Raw genomic sequence first — 19,773 nt, forward strand, 5'->3', positions numbered from 1 at the left:
CATTTCCTTCACGTCAAGCCTGCCATTTGCCCCAAATTTGTATGCGACACATACTACTCTACTTCTCATTCTTTGTTATGATCTTCTCATCGCAGGGGTGGCGATGGTGAAACCGGGAGGGAAATTATGAAGCAAGCAATTTGTACAGGTGTATCTTTTCTGACGCTGCTCTGCATGGCTGATGCCGCCACTGCCAAAACGTGTGAGGATGCGCTCAGTAACGCCCAGGCGGTTCCAGGGCTGGTGATCAATGAGGCAGTAGCGACACCCTCGACGGAGGGCATTCCTGTTGCCCATTGCCTGATACGTGGCTCGACCCCTGAGCGAAAGGGCGTGGACGGCAAGACATACTCAATCCGTTTCGAAATACGGCTTCCAAATCAATGGAATGGCAGCATGGTTCACCAGTTCAATGGTGGCAATGATGGCGTGGTCGTTCCCGCTTTGGGGCGGCTAATGGGTGGTGACAAGAAGCAGAATGCGCTCACCCGTGGCTTTGCAGTCATCTCAAGCAATGCAGGACATGATGGCGAAGCCTACCCTGAGAAGGGTATCGCGGGTGGTGCGGCATTCGGTTTAGACCCTGAAGCGAGGTTGGATTATGGTTACAAAGCCGTTGCCACGCTTCAACCGCTCGCGCGGGCATTCATTGAGAAGTATTACGGCAAGGCAGTTGTCCATGCCTATGGCGTAGGTGGTTCGAACGGCGGGCGTCACGCCTTGATGGCGGCGAGCAGAATGCCGGACGCTTTTGATGGATTGCTGGTTGGCTATCCAGGCTTCAACCTGCCTAAGGCAGCTATTCAGCACGCTTGGGATGTCCAGGCCTGGCAATCTGTGAACGCTGATCTCGCCAAGGCGTTTTCCCGCCAGGACATGGAACTGTTGGCCGGTGCAATTCTTTCAACCTGCGACACCTTGGACGGAGTAGAGGATGGCCTCGTTTCGGATGCCGATTCTTGCGAGGCAAAATTTGATCCGAGAACACTTCAATGCAAACAGGAGGGCACTTCCGGTTGCTTGAGCGAAAAGCAGGTAGCAGCCGTCATCAAAAGCCATCAAGGGCCGGTCAATAGCAAGGGTGAAGCGCTTTATAGCCGCTGGACCTGGGATCCTGGTATGGCATCAATGAACTGGCGCACCTGGAAGCTGGAAAGTCCAGTGGAAGCCTGGGGCAAGCGGCCAATCATCAGCGTGATGGGTGCCGCTTCACTGGCACAGATTTTCACGACACCGCCGGTTCCGGTTGGCGGAACGCCGGATGACCTGGTTGAATTTCTGGCAAAGTTCGACTTCGATAAGGATGCGCCCAAGATTTTTGCCACCAGCGGCAAATTCAAGGAGTCAGCTGCGGAGTTCATGATCCCGCCAAGTTCTGACAACCCGAAACTTGAGGCATTTCGTGATGCTGGCAACAAGATGATCGTCTTCCACGGTGAGGCCGACCCAGTGTTCTCCGTGGTTGATACGATTAACTGGTACCGGAAGCTTAACGTCAATAATGCCAATACAGCGAGTGATTTCGTTCGCCTTTACCGCATCCCCGGCATGCCGCATGGTGCGGGCGGACCGTCCTTCGACGATTTCGACTTCTTTTCGCCGCTGGTGGCGTGGGTGGAAAAGGGCGAGGCACCGCAAGCGGTATCCGCTGGCATCAGTTCCGAAAATAAGGAGGCGGGGAAACTCGTCGGTACAAAGACAATCTATTGCCCTTATCCGCAGATCGCAAAAGCATCGGGCATCGCTGACGCGAAGGATGATGCGCGGTATCGCTGCGAGTAAAGCGCTGCTTTGAATATCGATAGAAAGCAAGCGGCGGATTATGGCCGCCGCTTGCTGATATGCTCAGCCGAAGACGCGCTTGAAGATCGTGTCGACATGCTTGGTATGGTAGCCAAGGTCGAACTTCTCGCGCAGTGCATCTTCGGAAAGTGCAGCGCGCACTTCCTGGTCGGCCAGCAGTTCCTCAAGGAAGTCCTTGCCCTGCTCCCAGACCTTCATCGCGTTGCGCTGTACGAGGCGGTAGGCATCCTCACGAGAGACGCCAGCTTGCGTAAGCGCAAGCAGAACACGCTGAGAATGAACAAGCCCACGGAACTTGTTGAGATTCTTGAGCATATTGTCCGGGTAGATGACCAGCTTCTCGATAACGTTAGCCAGACGGTTCAGTGCGAAATCCAGTGTAATGGTGGTGTCTGGACCGATGCCGCGCTCCACGGAGGAGTGCGAAATGTCGCGCTCGTGCCAGAGGGCAACGTTTTCCATGGCAGGCGTGACTGCCATGCGCACAAGCCGTGCAAGGCCCGTGAGGTTTTCGGTCAGCACCGGATTGCGTTTGTGGGGCATTGCAGAGGAGCCCTTCTGGCCGGGCGAGAAGAATTCTTCCGCTTCCAGAACCTCGGTGCGCTGCATGTGGCGAATTTCGATGGCGACGTTTTCGATCGACGAGGCAATGACGCCGAGCGTGGCAAAGAACATCGCGTGACGATCGCGCGGGATAACCTGCGTCGATACCGGCTCCGGCTTCAGGCCAAGCTTTGCGCAGACATGTTCTTCGACGCGCGGATCAATGTTTGCAAAAGTGCCGACAGCGCCTGAAATGGCACCGGTTGCGATTTCGGCGCGGGCATTGACGAGGCGTTCGCGGTTGCGGTGCATCTCGGCATAGAAGCGCGCGAAGGTAAGGCCCATGGTGGTTGGTTCGGCATGGATGCCGTGGCTGCGGCCGATGCGGATCGTATCCTTGTGCTCGAATGCGCGGGTCTTCAACGCATTCAGAACGCGGTCCATATCTGCCAACAGAAGGTCTGCGGCGCGAACCAGCTGGATGTTGAGCGTCGTATCGAGCACGTCGGAGGATGTCATGCCCTGATGCACGAAGCGGCTATCCGGCCCGATGAACTCGGCCAAATGGGTGAGGAAGGCAATAACGTCGTGCTTGGTAACGGCTTCGATCTCGTCAATGCGGGCAACATTGAACTCTGCTGCACCACCTTTTTCCCAAATCGTCCGGGCAGATTCCTTCGGGATCACGCCAAGCTCTGCCAGGGCATCGCAAGCATGAGCTTCGATTTCAAACCAGATGCGGAACTTGGTTTCGGGGGACCAGATGGCGACCATTTCTGGCCGGGAATAGCGCGGGATCATTTAAGCTCGTTCCTTGCGGCTGTGTAAGTTGGCCCGCTTTACCAAAGGAAGGTGCCAATCTCAACGGATGGACCTGATAAGAATGGCGCTTCCCGCCAGGAAAGCAGGAATGGATGCCACTCCGAACAGGCGCGTTCCTATGACGAAGAACTGATATGTTGCTGATGCGGAGGTGAAAATGAACTGGAGAATCCAGTCTCTGCTGAACGCGTCTGCGTGCCACTGCGCGTAGAATGAGCGATAGTGAAGGGCGAACAATCCGGACGTCAGGAAAAGCGTCGTACAGAACAGCAGCAGGAAGGCGAGGGCAAAGCGCAGAAACCTGCCCCGTAGAAACGATTGGCCCGCCAGGAGCAGGAGAGCGGAGAGCAGCCAGCCCGCCGCACCGCCAGCGGAAAATACTGCCAGCAGCGAGGGAAGGTGCAGCGTGGCGAGCCGACCGGCCAAGAATAGATTCAGAACAACGAGCAGGGCGCAGACGACGCCCCAACAGAGCGCATAAAGCACAAGTCGTTGCGGGCTGACGCGGCACTTGTTTGTCGCGTCCGCCCTTGTTCTCACTTCGCGCCGCCTTCCGCCGCCTTGCGCAGGGCGTCAATATTGGCCTTGTAGCTTTCGACGCTATTGCCCTTGAAGACCGCCGACCCAGCAACGAAGACATTGGCGCCCGCTTCCGTTGCAGCGCCAATTGTATCCACCGTGATGCCGCCATCGACCTGCAGATCAATGGGCCGCTTGCCGATGAGCGCGCGGGCCGACCGGATCTTTTCGTTCATCGCGGGAATGAATTTCTGGCCGCCAAAGCCTGGATTGACACTCATGATGAGGATCAGATCCACATCGTCGAGCACGTTTTCCAGAACGGAGAGCGGTGTCGCAGGATTAAGGGTTACGCCCACCTTCTTACCAAGTGCGCGGATGGTCTGCAGCGAGCGGTGAAGATGAGGGCTTGCTTCTGCATGAACGGTAATGCTGTCGCAGCCAGCCTTGGCGAAGGCTTCCAGATAGGGATCTGCCGGTGCAATCATCAGATGGCAGTCGAAATAGGCATCCGTGTGTGGGCGCAGCGATTTGATGACATCGGGACCGAAGGAGATATTGGGTACGAAATGCCCATCCATAACGTCGAGATGGATCCAATCGGCACCCGCCGCAACGACATCTCGGACCTCCTGACCCAGCTTCGAGAAATCGGCAGCCAGGACCGAAGGTGCAATAAGGACGGGTGCAGGCATCATCTTCCTCCAGCGCAGTTCGTTGCAGCCCTCTACCACTGCGCCAAGCGAGGTACAATCACCGCAATGGGGGCATTGTTAACGAGCGTTACGGTGCATGCAGGTGCGGGGGCGAGTTATCCACGTGTTAGGCCCTACTCGGTCACCTGATCGAAGGGTAGCCATCCGCCGTGTCGCCACTCTTGCAGACGGAAGGGATTGTCTGCCAGTTCGCCGTTCTGCTGAAAGCTGATGGTGCCGATGGCGGTGTTGAAGCTTGTTCCGTGCAGCGCGCTTTCCAGGCGTTTATCTTCGCCTTTCGCCTTTTCCGCTGCGGCGATGACCGTCTGTACAGCAGCATAGGCGGGCAGGGCATAGCCCTCGGGCACGAAGTCGGCGATCTGCATGATCGACACCGCATCATCCGCATCCGGCAGCTTCGCATAATCGGGCAGGGCCACCGCCAGCACGCCATCGCTTAAGGGCACGGGCCGGTTCGCTGCTCTCATCACATCGCCGCCCATAAAGACGAGGCTGGAGCCTTCCTTCTGTGCATCACGGGCCATGATTGCGACATCGGAGCGATCGCCGCCAACGACGACACGGGTTGCGCCTGCCTTTGCCAGCCTGCGCACCAGAGCAAGCTGCTGTTCCTGACCTGGACGGAAGGTATCGACAAACACCGGCTTTATGCCACCTGCTTCCAGTTTCTGGCGAACGGCGGAGATGAGGTCGCGGGCGTAGATTGTTCCATCATCCACCAAGGCGACGGACTGGTTCTGCCAGTGCGTGAGAACAGCATCCGCCATGGCCGCGGCTTCCTGCCCGTCTGCCGGGGCAAGACGAAAGAAGGGCCATCCGTTGCGTTGCGCGTCTTCCGCAAGAAGGCGGGAGCGGACGGCAACAGTCATGGCCGGAATCTGGCTGTCCTTCAGCTCCGGTAGAACATCGGCCAGCGTTTCCACGCATAGAAAACCGATTGCGATTTCAATGCCCTCGTTGCGCAGCTGTTCGGCAATTGCCTTGCCGCTACCGGGCTCGCATGTTTCGTGAATGGTCACAGCCCGGTCCTGAACACCAAGAGCGGCGGATGCGCCGCGTATGATCTGTTCGCCCAACGATGCGTAGGGACCAGTCTGGGGGGCGACGATTCCAATCGTCGCTGCTCCGGCAAGCTTCGCCGTCAGCAGAAGCGAGAAGGCGGTGATGCCCAGGATGTGAAAAGAGGCGTTCGGTCTTGCGCGCATGGGGCAACATTTAGCGGCTGCGATGACGGCGTCAAAGGAATTCGGTAGACAGTGGCAGGCTTGCGTGGAAAAGCTCCGCCATTCGAACCGATAGATCGACCAATATGGCGCATGACCGCCGGGAGGATATGAGTGACAGTTTCCGAGAGGCTGACGAATGAGGCCGTCGATCCAGCTATCTACCGGGATGGAATGGCGCGTTATGCAGGCCATGTTCAAGCGGTAACGACCGAATGGAATGGTGTGCGACGCGGGGTGACTGCAACGGCGGCCTGCTCCATTTCGGATAGTCCTGCCACCGTGCTGGCCTGCCTTAACGCCGACAACGCAAAAAACCTGATCTTTGAGGAAAGCGGCCGCTTTGCGCTCAATGCGCTGGCCGTCCATCACCAGCCTCTTGCGCGTGCCCTTGCCGGTTTCGAAAACCTCCCCACCGAGGATCGGTTCGCGCTCGGGCAGTGGACCACGCTTTCCACCGGCGCTCCGATCCTGACCGATGCGGTTGCCGCCTTTGACTGCAGGCTTCTGGAAATCCGCCGAATCGCAACGCATTTCGTCATGATCGGCACCGTGGTGGCCATGCATCTGGGACCGGCAGCCTCGCCGTTGATCTATCTGGACCGTTCCTTCCACGCAATGTAGCATCCTCTTTAACGTTGGGAGGACGTATGGCTGAGGAGCGTGTGCATCAGGTGCCAGCGTCGATCGATGATACGATCGACCTGCTGGGGCAGCAGAATTATCTGGCGGGGCGCAGCCTCGCCACGGTCGTCTTTCTTGCGCTGAGGATGAAGCGTCCTCTCTTTCTCGAGGGCGAGGCAGGTGTCGGCAAGACGGAAATCGCCAAGGCGCTGGCCAAGGCGCTTCATCGCCCGCTCATTCGTATGCAGTGCTATGAGGGCCTCGATATCTCCTCGGCGGTGTACGAATGGAACTTCCCGGCGCAGATGCTGGATATTCGCCTGTCCGAAGCTGCGGGCCTTGATGACAGGGAGCGGATCGAGGCCAGTCTCTATTCGCAGCGTCACCTGATCCGCAGGCCGGTGCTTCAAGCCTTGTCGCAGGAAGGCGAGGTTGCTCCTGTATTTCTGATCGATGAACTGGATCGGACAGACGAGGCGTTTGAAGCCTTCCTGCTGGAAGTGCTTTCCGATTATCAGGTCACGATACCTGAACTTGGCACTATCCGCGCGGCTGAGCCGCCAATTGTCATCATCACAACCAACCGCACGCGCGAAATTCATGACGCGCTGAAGCGTCGCTGCCTCTATCATTGGGTGGACTATCCTGATGCGGCGCAGGAAATGGCAATCCTGCAACGCAAGGTGCCGCAGGCGGCGGAAGCGCTCTCGCGAGAGGTTGTCGCTTATGTGCAAAAGCTGCGTATGGTCGATCTGTTCAAGAATCCCGGGGTCGCCGAAACGATAGATTGGGCAACGGCGCTGACGGAGCTGGATCGTCTGGCACTGGACCCCGAAACGATTGCGGATACGCTGGGGACCTTGCTCAAGTATCAGGATGACATCGCACGCATCAAGGGTGGGGAGGGCGCGCGCATCCTGTCAGAGGTTCAGGCGGAACTTCGGGCTGCGGGATGAGCCGATGAGCGGTCTGGCACCTCGTGATGGAGCGATCTTGCCGCCGGTGCCGCCGGGAGAAGGAAAGCTTGCAGAGAACATCCTGCATTTCTCCCGCGTGCTGCGTCGAGCGGGTTTGAAGACGTCGCCGCAATCGACACTCGATGCGGTGGAAGCGGCGCGGCTGGTCGGTATCGGCTCGCGCGAGGAGTTTCGAGCGGCTCTGGAATCCATATTCGTCAAGCGCCGTGAGGACGTTGCCGTTTTCGATGAAGCCTTCCGGCTGTTCTGGCGGCGGCGCGATCTGATCGAAAAAATGATCCAGATGATGTCGCCGCGTGCTGCGGCCACTCACGAGAAGGAGAAGCCGAGACCCGCCGCCTCTCGTGTCAGCGATGCGCTGGTTGCCAAGCACCGCGAAGCTCAATCGGAGAAGCAGGTAGAGGAAATTGAGACGGATGCCCGCTTCACCGCCTCCGTTTCGGAAGTTCTGCGGAAGGCGGATTTCGCCCAGATGTCGGCAGCGGAACTGGCTGAGGCAAGAACAATCATCGCGTCGCTCGCGCTGCCACTACAGACCGTACCAACGCGGCGGTTTACTCCGGCGAGATGCCCCGGCAGGATTGATGCGCGGGCAACTCTTCGCCAGGCCATGCGCAGCGGCGGTCATATTCTTCTGCCGAAATTCAGAGAGGTGCGCCGGCGTGAACCGCCTCTCGTCATCCTGATCGATATTTCCGGCTCTATGAGCCAATATTCCCGCATTCTGCTGCACTTCTGCCATGCCCTGATGGAGCGACGCAGGCGCATGCATGTCTTTCTCTTTGGGACAAGGCTCACCAACGTGACGCGGATGCTTCGCCAGCGTGACCCGGATGAGGCATTGGCTGCCTGTGTGAATGCCGTGGAGGACTGGTCTGGCGGAACCCGCATCGGGCTGTCGCTGCGTCGATTCAACAAGGAATGGGGCCGTCGCGTTCTGGGCGGCGGTGCCGTGGTGCTGTTGATGACCGACGGCCTTGAGCGTGAAGGCACGGAAGAACTGGAAGCGGAAATGGACCGCTTGCACAGAAGCGCGCGGCGCCTGATCTGGCTGAACCCGCTGCTGCGTTTCGATGCCTTCGAGGCCAAGGCAAAAGGTATTCTGGCGATGATACCCCATGTGGACGAATTGAGGGCGGTGCACAACATAAGCTCTCTTGCAGAGCTTGCGTCCGCGCTTGGGGCCGCTGGCCCTGGCCGCAACCATGATCCCAGACGCTATCTCGAAGGGAGAGATCTTTATGCGCGAACTTGATCCTTTGACGATTGCGGAAGACTGGAAGAAGGCAGGCCGAAACGTGGCACTGGCGACCGTAATCGAAACCTGGGGTTCCGCACCCCGTCCGGTCGGTAGCCATCTGGTCATTGATGATGAAGGTCAGTTCGAAGGCTCGGTCTCCGGCGGCTGCGTGGAAGGCGCGGTCATTACCGAAGCTCTGGAGGTGTTGGACCACGGCCAAGCAAGGATCCTCGAATTTGGCGTGGCGGATGAAACGGCGTGGCGCGTTGGTCTTTCCTGTGGTGGCCGCATTCGCGTTTACGTGGAAAGGCTCTCCTGATGGAGTTGGACATCTTGAAGCGCATCAATCAGGCGCGGGAGAAGCGGCAGGCCATTGTGGTGCTGACGCATCTCGCGTCTGGCTTGACCGAGATTGTTGAGGAAGGTGAGGCGGTTGCGGGCGAACTTGCCTCTTCCGTCGAAACTGCCTTCCGCAGCGGCAGATCCGGCCTCTGCCAGACAGAGACCGGCGAGGTCTTTCTCAATGTTCACCTGCCGCCGCCGCGTATTGTTGCCATCGGTGCCGTTCACATCACACAAGTACTGGCGCGCTTGGCGCCCATGCTTTCCTTCGATCTGACGATCGTAGATCCTCGCACGGCCTTCGCCACGCCCGAGCGGTTTGCAGGCGTGGATCTGATTGCCGACTGGCCGGAAGATGTGCTGGCAAAGACGCCGCTGGACGCCCACACCGCGCTTGCTGCTGTGACCCACGATCCGAAGATCGACGATGCCGCACTGGCGCAAGCGCTGCGCCGCAATTGCTTTTATGTCGGGGCATTAGGCAGCCGCAAAACCCATGCAAAGCGTGTTGAGCGATTGCGACACATGGGGCTGGCAGAGGAAGAGATCGGCCGCATCAAGGCACCCATCGGGCTCGATATAGGGGCTTCAACCCCCGAGGAAATTGCCCTCGCCATTATGGCAGAGATTGTACAATCCTTTCGCCTTCGCGCGCTGCCGGGGAGAAGCGCATGAAGTTCGGGCCTGTGCCTCTGGCTGAGGCGGAGGGTGCGTTGCTCGCGCACGGCGTTGCACATCCGCAAGGCCGCCTGCCGAAGGGGACAATTCTGACTTCGACCTGTGTGCAGCTTCTGCGGGACAATGGCATCGAAGAGGTCGTCGTGGCGAAACTGGAACCCGGCGACATGACGGAGGACGAGGCGGCTGGTGCGCTTGCCTCGGCCATCAGAGCGGAGAATATTGATGCATCGGCACCTGCAACCGGCCGGGTGAATTTCTACGCAAGCGCCAATGGGCTGTTCACCGTCGATAAAGCGCAGGTGGATGCATTCAACACTGTGGACCCAGCCATTACCCTTGCCTGCCTGAAAGATGCAGCACCCGTGAAGGCGGGAGATATGGTCGCAACGATCAAGATCATCCCATTGGCGGTGGACGGTGCAAAGGTTGAATTGGCTGCGGCTTTGGCGGCGGGAGAGAGCTTCATGCACGTCAAAGCCTACAGGCAGTATTCCGTCGCGCTGATCCAGACGCAATTGCCGGTGTTGAAGGGTTCGGTTCTCGATAAGACGGCGCAACTTTTGCAGCGAAGACTGGCTGCTTCCGGCAGCGTGATCGTTTCGGAGCGGCGTGTGGCGCATGATGAAAAGGCGGTTGCGCAGGCTATTCTGGATGCGCTGGCCGACATGGATGGCTCCGGTCCCAAAATGATCGTGCTGTTTGGTGCATCCGCAGTGTGTGATGCTGAAGATGTTCTGCCGAGCGCAATGCGCATGGCGGGTGGCGTTGTCGATCAGGTGGGGCTTCCGGTCGATCCGGGCAATCTCCTTGTGCTGGGGCATAAAGGCGATGTCCCTCTGATTGCGGCACCAGGTTGTGCCCGGTCACCTAAGGAAAATGGCTTCGACTGGGTGCTGGATCGACTGTTGTGCGGTCTCACACTTTCACGCAATGAACTGACGGGTTGGGGTGTTGGAGGGTTGTTGATGGAAATTCCCAGCAGGCCGCAACCGCGTGAAATCTCCCCTTGGAAGGGAGAGGAGCTATCGGTCGGCATGATGCTGATGGCAGCGGGGCAGGCACGCCGCATGGGCGGTGCGGGCCATAAACTTCTGGCTGAGTTCGATGGTGTGCCGCTGGTGCGGCGGATGGCCCAACGTGCCCTTGCCACACAGGCTGGGCCTCTGGTGGCCGTTACCGGCTTTCGCGCGGCGGATGTCGAGGCCGCGCTTGCCGATTTGCCCATCGAGTGTGTGCGCAACGAGGCTTTTGCCTCCGGCATGGCGAGTTCAATCAAATCCGGCCTGTTGGCCGAAGCCTTCAAGAATGTCGCTGGCGTCATGGTGCTTCTTGCCGATATGCCCGCCGTTTCCGAGGATGATCTCGCGGCGCTGGTGGCGGCCTTTCGAAGGTTGCAAGGGCGTGCCATCATTCGTGCGTCTGCGGGCGGAAAGCGTGGTAATCCCGTCATTCTGCCGCGCGTGACCTTTTCAGAAATTGCGCTTCTGGAAGGCGATGTTGGGGCGCGTCAGGTGATTGAGACCTGTGGCTTGCCTGTTGTCGATATTGAAATTGGTGAGGCAGCTCATCTCGATGTAGACACGGCGGAGGCGGTTGAAAGAGCAGGCGGCGTTTTGCGGGGATAAGCTATGGACAATGAAGCGCTTGAGGAAATGTTCGAAGCTGTTGCGCCCATTACCATTCGCCGCATGTTCGGCGGCAAAGGCATCTACCGCCACGGCGTGATCTTCGCCATAGACCTGAACGATGAGGTTTTGTTGAAGGCGGATGAGGAAAGCGCACCGCTTTTTGCCGCTGCCGGTGCGCGGCAATGGTCTTATGAAGGAAAGCGCGGCAAGCCTGTGCTCATGCCCTATTGGTCCGTGCCTGACGAGGCTTTGGACGATCCAGACCTGATGGTGCGCTGGGCAAGATTGGCCTGCGAGGCAGGCGAAAGAGCTGCCACCAAGTCGGGCAGCAGGAAGCGCTGAAGCATCACGCGATTACGGATTTGCAGCGAGTGCTGCGACCGCAGCTTTCGCAAATGCCGACAAGGGAGAGGGAAGCTTATCCGGGGAAAACCAGCCAAATTCCGATAGCTTGTCCGGCTCTGCAAGCCGAGCTTCGCCAGCCACATCTTCCGCCAGATAGATCACAGAGATCCAATGCTGGCGATCCGCTTCGATCAATTGCTCGGAAAGGCAAAGAAACCGAACGGAACCGATCTTCAGACCGGTTTCTTCTTCGGCTTCGCGCTTTGCAGCAACGGAGGAATGCTCCATGTGATCAACCTTGCCGCCCACGATGTTCCAGTGGCCGGCTTCGGGTGCCTTCACACGCTTGTAGAGCAGCAGCTTGCCGTCACCGCGAACGATAACAAGCCCTGTGCCGAGACCGGGAAAGTCAACGCCTGGGAGACCGGCGGCCAAGGTCAAACCTTGGCGTTGGCAACGATCAGCATGAATGCGGGAATGTCGTCACCGAAGCCAACCGGCGTCGGGCCATCGTCGTGATCGCGATGATGGTTTCTGCGGCGCTCGCGATGGTCGTCATTCGCCGGATAGGGGCGGCTGTTGCGACCCTGATTATGCCTGCGATTATCTACCTTCGGCTGTTCTGCGCTCACGCTTTCCGTCCTTGTTTCCGTTACGTCCGAACCGGCCTTCTGCGTGTCGTCCTGATGACGAGATTCGCTCTTTGCACCGGCACCGCGCTTGCCGCGGCCTTTGTCCTTGTCACGTCCCTTGCGAGAGCGCTCATTGTCGTGGCTCTCCATCGGCGCGGGCAGCGCTGACAAATCGCCATCCTGCCATTCGATCGTCTCACCAATGAGCTTTTCGATGGCATCGACATATTTCGTATCCGCCTTGGTCACGAGCGTGTAGGCGCGGCCGGAACGGCCAGCCCGGCCCGTGCGGCCAATGCGGTGGACATAGTCTTCGGCGTGAATCGGAACGTCGAAGTTGAAAACATGGCTCACATCCGGAATGTCGAGACCGCGAGCGGCGACATCAGAGGCAACCAGCAGGGTAATATTGTTATCCTTGAAGTTGGCAAGCATGGTCGTGCGCGAACGCTGATCCATGTCGCCATGCAAAGCGCCGACCGAGAAGCCATGTCGATCAAGGGAGCGGAAAAGATCCGCAACATCCTTCTTTCGATTGCAGAAGATGATGGCGTTCTTCAAGTCGTCTTGCGCACGGATCAGATCACGCAGCTTGGCGCGCTTCTCGTAATCCTTGTTGTGGGAGGCTACAAGCCGCTGTGTCACGGTCTTTGCCGTGGATGATGGCGGTGCAACTTCAATGCGCTCGGGATTTTGCAGGAAGCGGTCAGCCAGCTTCTGGATTTCCGGCGGCATTGTCGCCGAGAAGAAGAGTGTCTGACGTGTAAACGGGATCATCTTTGCGATGCGCTCGATGTCCGGGATGAAACCCATGTCGAGCATACGGTCGGCTTCATCGATGACCAGAATCTCGACGCCGGTCATCAGCAATTTGCCGCGCTCGCAATGATCGAGCAGCCGACCGGGGGTGCAAATGAGCACATCCGCGCCACGCTCCAGCTTGCGGTCCTGTTCCTCAAAGGAAACGCCGCCAATCAGGAGAGCCACGTTCAGCTTGTGGTTCTTGCCGTATTTTTCAAAATTTTCCGCAACCTGCGCTGCGAGTTCGCGCGTTGGCTCCAGAATCAGCGTGCGCGGCATGCGGGCACGGGCACGACCCTTTTCCAGCAGGGTTAGCATCGGTAGAACGAAGGACGCTGTCTTGCCGGTCCCTGTCTGCGCGATCCCGCAGATGTCGCGACGCTGGAGCGCGTGCGGAATCGCACCCGCCTGGATTGGCGTGGGCGTTGAGTAGCCCGCGTCGGTGACAGCAGAGAGGACTTTCTGGCTCAGGCCGAGATCAGCGAATGTGGTCAAAGAGAAAACTATTTCCGTTCAGGTTCACGAGGAACATGGTTTGATCGGAACCGCGATAGCGTCCGATGATGCCGCGAGATAAGCGCAATGGTGTGGAAAGTCAAGAAAAGCCGTAAGGTCCGGCGCCGAATTGATGAATCGGGCACGGCATTTTGATCAATTATGATTAAGTCATTCGTTATTTCAGATATGTGGTCAGCTTAAGGCCGGCGTTCAGAAAGTGCATCGGGTCGATGGCGTCGCCATTGCGGCGCACCTCATAATGAACGTGCGGCCCGGTGGAGCGCCCGGTGCTTCCGGCGCGTCCGATTGTCTCTCCGGCCGATACGGTATCGCCCACAGCAACAAGAATGGACGATAAATGACCATAGCGGGTGGTGATTCCCTGGCCGTGGTCGATTTCGATCATGTTGCCGTAACCGCCGCTTGGGCCTGCATTGACCACTTTGCCTGAACCGGTTGCTTTGACGGTGGTACCCAGATCTGCCTGAAAATCGACACCGGCATGCAGGGCCAGCCGCCCAAGAAAGGGATCGATTCGGTTGCCGAAACCGCTGGTGATTTCATGGCCGGGAGCAGGATTGGCAAAGGGCAGGCTGACCGCTGCCTTCCGCACGCTTTCCAGGCGGCTCAAGGCTTGATCCAGCGCGGTTATCGAGGTGTCGAAGGAGTTGGCGCTGACGGGCTCCACGAAAGGTCCGCCTATTCCGCCAGCGCCTGCTTCGGGCACCTGCACGCCTGTCCGCAGCATGATGGACGCCATGGCCTCTGCTGTGCGGGAGGCGTTGGCGGTGAGGCTGCGGATGCGTTTCAGTTGTTCCTGTTCGACATTCTTCAGAGACAGCGTGACTTTCGAGAATACCCGGTCGGCCTGGTCGGCAACGCTCTCCTGTCCGGAAGGCTGTGCGGGTTTGATCGAAGCTGCGCCTGAGGTTCCGAGGATGCCTTCTATAGCTTTGTGTCCACCCTTCAGGCTGCCTTGCTGCTGGAGGTCCTCAGGGTGGTAAGCGGATGCCTTGGTGCCCGGCACGGAGAGACCGGAATCTTCCGCCCTTTGCATCAGTCCGCCCAGCTTTCCGTGCCTGGAGAACAGAGCATCTTGCTGCTGCAGCAATTGCTCCACCTTTTGCTCCACGACCTGTTGATCGAGCAGTTGGCGAGAAGTGATTCGATCCAGCTGGGCGCGCAGCGCGGAAATGCGATCCTCATAATCATTCTGCATGCGGGCCTGACGCGCCATCGACGCACCGATCAGATCGTCCCGAAGAACGAGATAGGCGGTGGCTCCGAGGTAGCAGAGTGTGACAAGCGCGAAGGAGCTCAGCGTTGTGACAATCATCCAGGGGCGGATCGTCATGTGGCGCACGCGCTCGCCGGAGGCGAGGATCAGCATGTGCTCGGTGCGGCGTTTGCCAAAGATGCGATGGTCGCCATCTCTTGCCACTTGAATTCCCCGCACCTGAATCGCCTGAAGTTAACGCGTTTGACTACATCGCGTTAAGGTTAACAGGTAGTTAAGTCGGCGAGCTTATGCGTGGCTGATCGGGCTCAGAGAGCGATAGAAGGAAGGTGTGAGCCCTGCTTCTGCTCTCGCCAGATCGTTGAAGGGTGGCTTCAGCGGACCGCGAAAGTTAAGCCTGACCAGTTCCTTGAAGGTGGCGGCAGGATCCTTTCGTTCACGGGCGCAGAGAAAACGGAACCACTTGGCACCCACGGCCACATGGCCCTTTTCGTCATTGTAGATGACATCGAGAATGGAGGCTGTTTCGAGATCGCCGGTCTCGCGCATCTTCGCCTGGAGCGAGGGGGTAACATCCAGCCCGCGTGCTTCCAGGATCAGAGGAACCACAGCAAGGCGCGCCGTCAGGTCATTGCGCGTGGAGTGGGCGGCCTGCCAAAGGCCATCATGAGCGGGCATGTCGCCATAATCGGCACCGAGCGCGCGCAGCCTGTCGCGAACCATTCGAAAATGCTTGGCCTCTTCGAATGCTACCTGCATCCAGCCATCAAAGAAGGAAAACGGAACCGGTTCCGTGGCGTAGCGGGCGACGATATCCAGCGCCAGATCAACGGCATTCAGCTCGATATGGGCGATGGCATGAAGTGTTGCAATCCGTCCGTTGAGTGTATGAAGCGAGCGTTTCTCCACGGCTTTCGGCGGCACAAGCTCCGGCTTATCCGGCCTGCCGGGGCGCTCCGGCACGGTTGGATCGAGCGGCGAGCGCAGCGAAAGGCGGCGCTCGAACCAACGTGTGGCAACGTTCTGCGCCAGAGCGGTCTTGATGTCGAGATCGGCGGAGGCGATCGCAGCTACGGCGCCGCCTCTCAACGAGGTCACGGAAGGAAGATAATTGTCAGGAGCCTGTGTCATGGCTCCGTGATGTCTCACAAGGCCCGGACGGCTTCAAGCACCTCTTGCGCATGGCCTGCAACTTTCACTTTCGGCCATATTCTGGCGATCTTGCCTTCTCTGTCGATGAGAAAGGTGGAACGCTCAATCCCCATATAGGTCTTGCCGTACATGCTTTTTTCCTTCCACACGCCATAGGCGTTGGCGGCAGCCTGTTCTTCATCGGCGGCCAGCGCAATTCCAAGACTGTGCTTCTTGATGAACTTGTCGTGCTTTGCGGCGGAATCTGGCGATATACCAATGATGGTAGCGCCTGCCTTGTCGAATTCAGCGGCAAGCGCGGTGAAATCGAGTGCTTCAACGGTGCAGCCGCTCGTATCGTCCTTGGGATAGAAGTAGACGACGACCGCTTTTCCTTTGAAAGCGGAAAGGGAAATCGTTCCGCCTCCATCGCGCGGAAGCGTAAAATCGGGGGCGGTATCTCCTACTGCGGGTCCGGACATTGTTTTCCTTTCTTTCGCCAGCTTGTGGGGTCAATCTTGCCGTAATCGGTATATACTGGCGCCGCTCAGGTCCAGATCACCTGATTCTCGTGCCTCTTCAAAATTCGGAGCGACATGGCGGAAATTCGAGGGGAAAAAGTCAGTTTCCGCCGTAAGGATCTGATTCCATTGCACAAGATGCCGTCTGCGCAGACGCATGATCCATTGATCGTGCATTGCCCTGTGCCGACATCGCGGTGGCGCAGCTTCATGAAGTTCTGCGTCATTTTTGTGCTGCTCGCCGTTGCGGCTGTCGCCAGCGGTTTTTTTGCCATTGAAACCGGCGCAATCGACGGAGCGCTGAACAGCCGTGCACAGGCCGCTCTGAACAGTGCTATTGGGCCGCGCTATCAGGCGACCGTAGGTTCAACGGCCATCCGTTTCGATTCGGATTTTCGGCTGGCACTGGAGGCCCGCAAGGTTGACATCATCGAGGTTGCGACCGGCGCGCATCTGACCAATGCCGGCTCGATCCGCTTGGCCATTGATCCCCTGGCGCTGGCCAGCGGGCGTGTGTCGATCCGTCATCTGGAGGCGGATACGATCAATCTCGATACCGCCTTGCTCCCGGCAAGCGAGCCGATGGATCTATCAACGACGAGGGTTGATTTGCTGCCGGCAACGCTGGAGCAGGCATTTCAACGTCTTGATGAGGCACGGGGCCTGATCGAGCGAACAAAAACCAATTCCGTCCGCATTGCGGGGATCAACATCCAGTTCCCTCCCGACCGTGAGGGCAATGTTTCCACCCTCGTGATTGACGAGCTGAACCTCAGCCTCAACGATGAGGGGCAGGTGGCGCTCAAGGGGATCATGCATCTGGACGGGCGCCGTGCCGATTTGAGCGTGAGTTCTGTTGCGGAAAATGGCGTCACCCGTGCATTGACGGCCAAGATTGCCAGCCTTGATCTGACACCATTTCTGTTACAGCGCATGCCTGATGGCGCGCCGCGCGAGGGCCTGGAAGGGTCCGTGGACGTTAACCTGACGGCCTCGCGCGATACAGTTGAGACAAGGCCCGCGATCAAGGCTGAAATCACACATGCGCCCGGAAAGATCTATTTCGATGGTTATCCGCAGGATCTTTCAGGCGCAGAGATGCGCGTTGCCTATGATTTCGCCAAGAATTCAATCGAGATTCTACCCTCCGAGCTGCGTTTCGGCCCCACGAGACTTCCCCTCACCGGCGCGGTTGTCGATCTCGACAGGCTCAACAAGGAAGAGAAACGGCCAGGATTTGGCCTCGATCTACTGATCAGCGGCGGCCATGCGCAGGGCGAGGCAGGTGGTGAAGCTCCCGTTGTTTTCGACCTTCGGGCGGCTGGCCGCTTTCTGACCGCAGATCGGCGTCTGGAATTCGATGACATGCAGGTGTCCAGCCCAATGGGGCAGATGGCCGCTTCGCTCAAGATCCATTTTCCGGGAAAGGTTTCGCCTGAAATAAGCTTTGGCGGCCAGCTTCCGAAGATGGAGGTGGCGGCAGTCAAGCAGCTGTGGCCATTCTGGATGGCGCGCAAGCCGCGCGACTGGGTGGTGGCCAACATGTTTGGCGGAACGGTCACCAATGGCTCCATCGCCGTGTTCATTCCGGAAGGCCGCATGAAGGGGCCAGGCATCCCGATGGAACTGGATGCCAACGAACTGCGCATCAGTTTCGATATTGCCGATACGAGGTTGAACCTGACGGGTGATATTCCCCCCATTCGTAACATCGCTGGCCACTTCGATCTAAAGGGCGAGCATCTGGCCGTGAACGTCTCCAAGGCATCCTCCTATTTTCCGTCCGGTCGCTCGGTGGATATTGATGGCGGGACCTTCAAGATGGCGTCCACCTACGCAAAGCCATTGATGGCCGATCTGCAACTGAACCTTTCAGGCAATGCCGATGCGATTGCTGAAGCGGCTTCTTTCAAGCCGATCGAAGGTCTCAAGGGTACGGATTTTGCGCCGCAGGATTTCTCCGGGAAAGCAAGCGTAAACGTGAGCGCAAGATTCGGCTTGATCAAAGATCACCAGCCTCCTGAGCCGACGTTCAAGGCCGAAGTCGACCTGGAAGACGTGAAGCTGCTGAAGGCCGTGGAAGGGCGCAACATCGCGAAGGCGAACGGATTGCTCTCCGTGGATTCTCAGGCCGTTCGCATCGACGCCGATGCTGAAATCGACGGCGTGCCAGCTGATATCGAACTGGTGCAGCCGCTCAACGATCGCTCCAAGGCGGAAAAGAAGCTGGTTGTGACGGGCACGCTGAATAATGAGCAAAGGGAAAGGCTTGCCCCTGGTCTTTCCGATATCATCAACGGCAGCATTGACCTTGAACTGACGCGGTTGGATGCCAACCGCCAGGCGCTGAAGGTCGATCTATCCCGCAGCCGCCTTTCCGTGCCCTGGCTGGGCTGGAGCAAGGGCAGTGGCGTGCCAGCCAAGGCAACGCTGGAAGTTTCCGCGAAGGATGGGAATGTCGATATCCGCAAACTGGAACTGTCCGGTGACGGGTTCGGCGTGGGCGGTGATGTGTCTGTGCGCAATGGCAGCCTCTCATCCGCAGAGTTCTCCCGCGTAAAGCTCTCGCCATCGGATGATTTTGCGGTTGCAATCCGCAGAAACAAGGGAGGCTTTGATATCACCGCCAGCGGCAATACAGCGGATTTACGACCTGTATTGGCGAAGCTCAAAGATCGCGACGATGCAAGCTCTTCCAACGGCAAGGACAGCACGGCGGCGCGGGTGAAACTCAAGCTGGACCGCGTGATCGGCTTCAATGACGAAGTTATCGGAAATGCCAATGGCGAAATCGTTGTGCGAGAGGGCGATCTGCAGTCGCTCGACTTTGCCGGGGTGACAGACAGCGGACAGGCCGTGGTGGCAAAGACCGGCACTGGCGGTAGAGGCGATGTCATAACGCTGACCAGCAGCGATGCCGGGTCTCTGGCGCGCTTTGCCAACCTTTACAACAATATGCGTGGTGGCCTTCTCAATATACGGCTGGAGAATGAGGCTGGTCCCAATTGGAGCGGCAATATCGATATTCGGAGCTTTTCGCTGGCCAATGAGAGCCGCTTGCAGTCCATGGTCTCGACACCGGGGCAGGATGGCCGCAGCTTGAACTCGGCCGTGAAGAAGGACATCGACGTCAGTTCCGCGAAATTCCAGCGTGCCTTTGCACGGATCGTTTATCGCGGTGGCGCGCTGGCCGTCGAGAATGGCGTTGTCCGGGGCGAGCAGATCGGGGCGACATTCCAGGGAATGCTGCGCGATGCGGCGGGGCGCATGGATATGACTGGCACTTTCATGCCGGCTTATGGTCTCAACCGGCTTTTTGCGGAACTGCCGATCATCGGAACAATTCTGGGCAATGGGCGTGATCGCGGGTTGCTCGGCATCACCTTCAAGGTCAGCGGCCCGTTTGAGAAGCCGCAACTCATCGTCAACCCGCTTTCGATCATCGCACCTGGCGTCTTCCGCCAGATCTTCGAGTTTCAATAGGGAACAA

18 protein-coding genes are annotated in these 19,773 nt (G+C 58.4%); 9 read left to right on the plus strand and 9 right to left on the minus strand.

Annotated elements, in window-relative coordinates; genetic code table 11:
- The first annotated feature begins 126 nt into the window (after positions 1 to 126).
- Positions 127 to 1,782, plus strand: coding sequence for a tannase/feruloyl esterase family alpha/beta hydrolase (locus ACFSE1_RS01400; RefSeq protein WP_377395464.1), 1,656 nt, complete (start codon positions 127 to 129; stop codon positions 1,780 to 1,782).
- Between the two features lie 63 nt (positions 1,783 to 1,845).
- Here ACFSE1_RS01400 and purB read toward each other — a convergent pair whose 3' ends face one another.
- The 4 genes from purB to ACFSE1_RS01420 all read right to left on the minus strand — a co-directional run bounded on the left by purB (position 1,846) and on the right by ACFSE1_RS01420 (position 5,608).
- Positions 1,846 to 3,147, minus strand: coding sequence for an adenylosuccinate lyase (gene purB / locus ACFSE1_RS01405; RefSeq protein WP_377395467.1), 1,302 nt, complete (start codon positions 3,145 to 3,147; stop codon positions 1,846 to 1,848).
- A gap of 60 nt (positions 3,148 to 3,207) precedes the next feature.
- Entirely contained in the window at positions 3,208 to 3,654 is a 447-nt protein-coding gene (locus ACFSE1_RS01410; RefSeq protein WP_377395470.1) for a hypothetical protein, read from the minus strand.
- A 50-nt stretch (positions 3,655 to 3,704) separates the two neighbouring features.
- Positions 3,705 to 4,382: a ribulose-phosphate 3-epimerase gene (gene rpe / locus ACFSE1_RS01415; protein ID WP_377395473.1), complete on the minus strand. Its 678-nt coding sequence runs from the start codon at positions 4,380 to 4,382 to the stop codon at positions 3,705 to 3,707.
- Between the two features lie 134 nt (positions 4,383 to 4,516).
- Positions 4,517 to 5,608 (minus strand): branched-chain amino acid ABC transporter substrate-binding protein, encoded by a 1,092-nt coding sequence (locus ACFSE1_RS01420; protein WP_377395476.1) that lies wholly within the window; start codon positions 5,606 to 5,608, stop codon positions 4,517 to 4,519.
- 192 nt (positions 5,609 to 5,800) lie between these two features.
- Here ACFSE1_RS01420 and ACFSE1_RS01425 point away from each other — a divergent pair, with 192 nt between their 5' ends.
- From ACFSE1_RS01425 to ACFSE1_RS01455, 7 genes are read left to right on the plus strand one after another with little or no spacing between them, the layout of a single operon-like run.
- Positions 5,801 to 6,250 (plus strand): flavin reductase family protein, encoded by a 450-nt coding sequence (locus ACFSE1_RS01425; RefSeq protein WP_377396541.1) that lies wholly within the window; start codon positions 5,801 to 5,803, stop codon positions 6,248 to 6,250.
- A gap of 26 nt (positions 6,251 to 6,276) precedes the next feature.
- Positions 6,277 to 7,206, plus strand: a complete 930-nt coding sequence (locus ACFSE1_RS01430; RefSeq protein ID WP_377395479.1) for an AAA family ATPase — start codon at positions 6,277 to 6,279, stop codon at positions 7,204 to 7,206.
- 4 nt (positions 7,207 to 7,210) lie between these two features.
- Positions 7,211 to 8,482, plus strand: coding sequence for a vWA domain-containing protein (locus ACFSE1_RS01435; protein ID WP_377395482.1), 1,272 nt, complete (start codon positions 7,211 to 7,213; stop codon positions 8,480 to 8,482).
- Positions 8,469 to 8,786 carry an XdhC family protein gene (locus ACFSE1_RS01440; RefSeq protein WP_377395485.1) on the plus strand — a complete coding sequence of 106 codons (318 nt, stop codon included), beginning with the start codon at positions 8,469 to 8,471 and terminating at the stop codon, positions 8,784 to 8,786. Before ACFSE1_RS01435 ends, ACFSE1_RS01440 begins: the two co-directional genes overlap by 14 nt.
- Positions 8,786 to 9,484: an XdhC family protein gene (locus ACFSE1_RS01445; protein ID WP_377395487.1), complete on the plus strand. Its 699-nt coding sequence runs from the start codon at positions 8,786 to 8,788 to the stop codon at positions 9,482 to 9,484. Before ACFSE1_RS01440 ends, ACFSE1_RS01445 begins: the two co-directional genes overlap by 1 nt.
- On the plus strand, positions 9,481 to 11,115 hold the full coding sequence (locus ACFSE1_RS01450; RefSeq protein ID WP_377395490.1) for an NTP transferase domain-containing protein: 1,635 nt from the start codon (positions 9,481 to 9,483) through the stop codon (positions 11,113 to 11,115). The genes ACFSE1_RS01445 and ACFSE1_RS01450 overlap by 4 nt, the downstream gene beginning before the upstream one ends.
- Positions 11,116 to 11,118: 3 nt before the next feature.
- A complete protein-coding gene (locus ACFSE1_RS01455; protein WP_377395493.1) occupies positions 11,119 to 11,460 on the plus strand; it encodes a TfoX/Sxy family protein in 342 nt (113 codons plus the stop codon).
- Between the two features lie 12 nt (positions 11,461 to 11,472).
- Here ACFSE1_RS01455 and ACFSE1_RS01460 read toward each other — a convergent pair whose 3' ends face one another.
- The 5 genes from ACFSE1_RS01460 to bcp all read right to left on the minus strand — a co-directional run bounded on the left by ACFSE1_RS01460 (position 11,473) and on the right by bcp (position 16,244).
- A complete protein-coding gene (locus tag ACFSE1_RS01460; protein WP_377395496.1) occupies positions 11,473 to 11,898 on the minus strand; it encodes an NUDIX domain-containing protein in 426 nt (141 codons plus the stop codon).
- A gap of 2 nt (positions 11,899 to 11,900) precedes the next feature.
- On the minus strand, positions 11,901 to 13,391 hold the full coding sequence (locus ACFSE1_RS01465) for a DEAD/DEAH box helicase (RefSeq protein WP_377395499.1): 1,491 nt from the start codon (positions 13,389 to 13,391) through the stop codon (positions 11,901 to 11,903).
- A gap of 178 nt (positions 13,392 to 13,569) precedes the next feature.
- Positions 13,570 to 14,784 carry a M23 family metallopeptidase gene (locus ACFSE1_RS01470; RefSeq protein ID WP_377396543.1) on the minus strand — a complete coding sequence of 405 codons (1,215 nt, stop codon included), beginning with the start codon at positions 14,782 to 14,784 and terminating at the stop codon, positions 13,570 to 13,572.
- A gap of 135 nt (positions 14,785 to 14,919) precedes the next feature.
- Positions 14,920 to 15,762: a ferritin-like domain-containing protein gene (locus ACFSE1_RS01475; RefSeq protein ID WP_377395503.1), complete on the minus strand. Its 843-nt coding sequence runs from the start codon at positions 15,760 to 15,762 to the stop codon at positions 14,920 to 14,922.
- A gap of 14 nt (positions 15,763 to 15,776) precedes the next feature.
- Complete coding sequence (gene bcp, locus ACFSE1_RS01480; RefSeq protein ID WP_377395506.1) at positions 15,777 to 16,244, minus strand: thioredoxin-dependent thiol peroxidase; 468 nt, start codon at positions 16,242 to 16,244, stop codon at positions 15,777 to 15,779.
- A gap of 114 nt (positions 16,245 to 16,358) precedes the next feature.
- On the opposite strand from bcp, the gene ACFSE1_RS01485 reads away from it, so the two are divergent.
- Positions 16,359 to 19,766, plus strand: coding sequence for a YhdP family protein (locus ACFSE1_RS01485; protein ID WP_377395509.1), 3,408 nt, complete (start codon positions 16,359 to 16,361; stop codon positions 19,764 to 19,766).
- The last annotated feature ends 7 nt before the right edge of the window (positions 19,767 to 19,773 follow it).

The organism is Affinirhizobium helianthi (genome assembly GCF_042680945.1).
Lineage (GTDB): Bacteria > Pseudomonadota > Alphaproteobacteria > Rhizobiales > Rhizobiaceae > Neorhizobium > Neorhizobium helianthi.

Excerpts from the sequence above, each read along its gene's own strand:
- purB (WP_377395467.1), bottom strand. The coding sequence starts at position 3,147 with ATGATCCCGCGCTATTCCCGGCCAGAAATGGTCGCCATCTGGTCCCCC.
- ACFSE1_RS01400 (WP_377395464.1), top strand. The coding sequence starts at position 127 with ATGAAGCAAGCAATTTGTACAGGTGTATCTTTTCTGACGCTGCTCTGC.
- ACFSE1_RS01470 (WP_377396543.1), bottom strand. The coding sequence starts at position 14,784 with ATGCTGATCCTCGCCTCCGGCGAGCGCGTGCGCCACATGACGATCCGC.
- ACFSE1_RS01430 (WP_377395479.1), top strand. The coding sequence starts at position 6,277 with ATGGCTGAGGAGCGTGTGCATCAGGTGCCAGCGTCGATCGATGATACG.
- rpe (WP_377395473.1), bottom strand. The coding sequence starts at position 4,382 with ATGCCTGCACCCGTCCTTATTGCACCTTCGGTCCTGGCTGCCGATTTC.
- ACFSE1_RS01475 (WP_377395503.1), bottom strand. The coding sequence starts at position 15,762 with ATGACACAGGCTCCTGACAATTATCTTCCTTCCGTGACCTCGTTGAGA.
- bcp (WP_377395506.1), bottom strand. The coding sequence starts at position 16,244 with ATGTCCGGACCCGCAGTAGGAGATACCGCCCCCGATTTTACGCTTCCG.
- ACFSE1_RS01485 (WP_377395509.1), top strand. The coding sequence starts at position 16,359 with ATGGCGGAAATTCGAGGGGAAAAAGTCAGTTTCCGCCGTAAGGATCTG.
- ACFSE1_RS01435 (WP_377395482.1), top strand. The coding sequence starts at position 7,211 with ATGAGCGGTCTGGCACCTCGTGATGGAGCGATCTTGCCGCCGGTGCCG.
- ACFSE1_RS01420 (WP_377395476.1), bottom strand. The coding sequence starts at position 5,608 with ATGCGCGCAAGACCGAACGCCTCTTTTCACATCCTGGGCATCACCGCC.
- ACFSE1_RS01450 (WP_377395490.1), top strand. The coding sequence starts at position 9,481 with ATGAAGTTCGGGCCTGTGCCTCTGGCTGAGGCGGAGGGTGCGTTGCTC.
- ACFSE1_RS01440 (WP_377395485.1), top strand. The coding sequence starts at position 8,469 with ATGCGCGAACTTGATCCTTTGACGATTGCGGAAGACTGGAAGAAGGCA.
- ACFSE1_RS01445 (WP_377395487.1), top strand. The coding sequence starts at position 8,786 with ATGGAGTTGGACATCTTGAAGCGCATCAATCAGGCGCGGGAGAAGCGG.
- ACFSE1_RS01425 (WP_377396541.1), top strand. The coding sequence starts at position 5,801 with ATGGCGCGTTATGCAGGCCATGTTCAAGCGGTAACGACCGAATGGAAT.
- ACFSE1_RS01455 (WP_377395493.1), top strand. The coding sequence starts at position 11,119 with ATGGACAATGAAGCGCTTGAGGAAATGTTCGAAGCTGTTGCGCCCATT.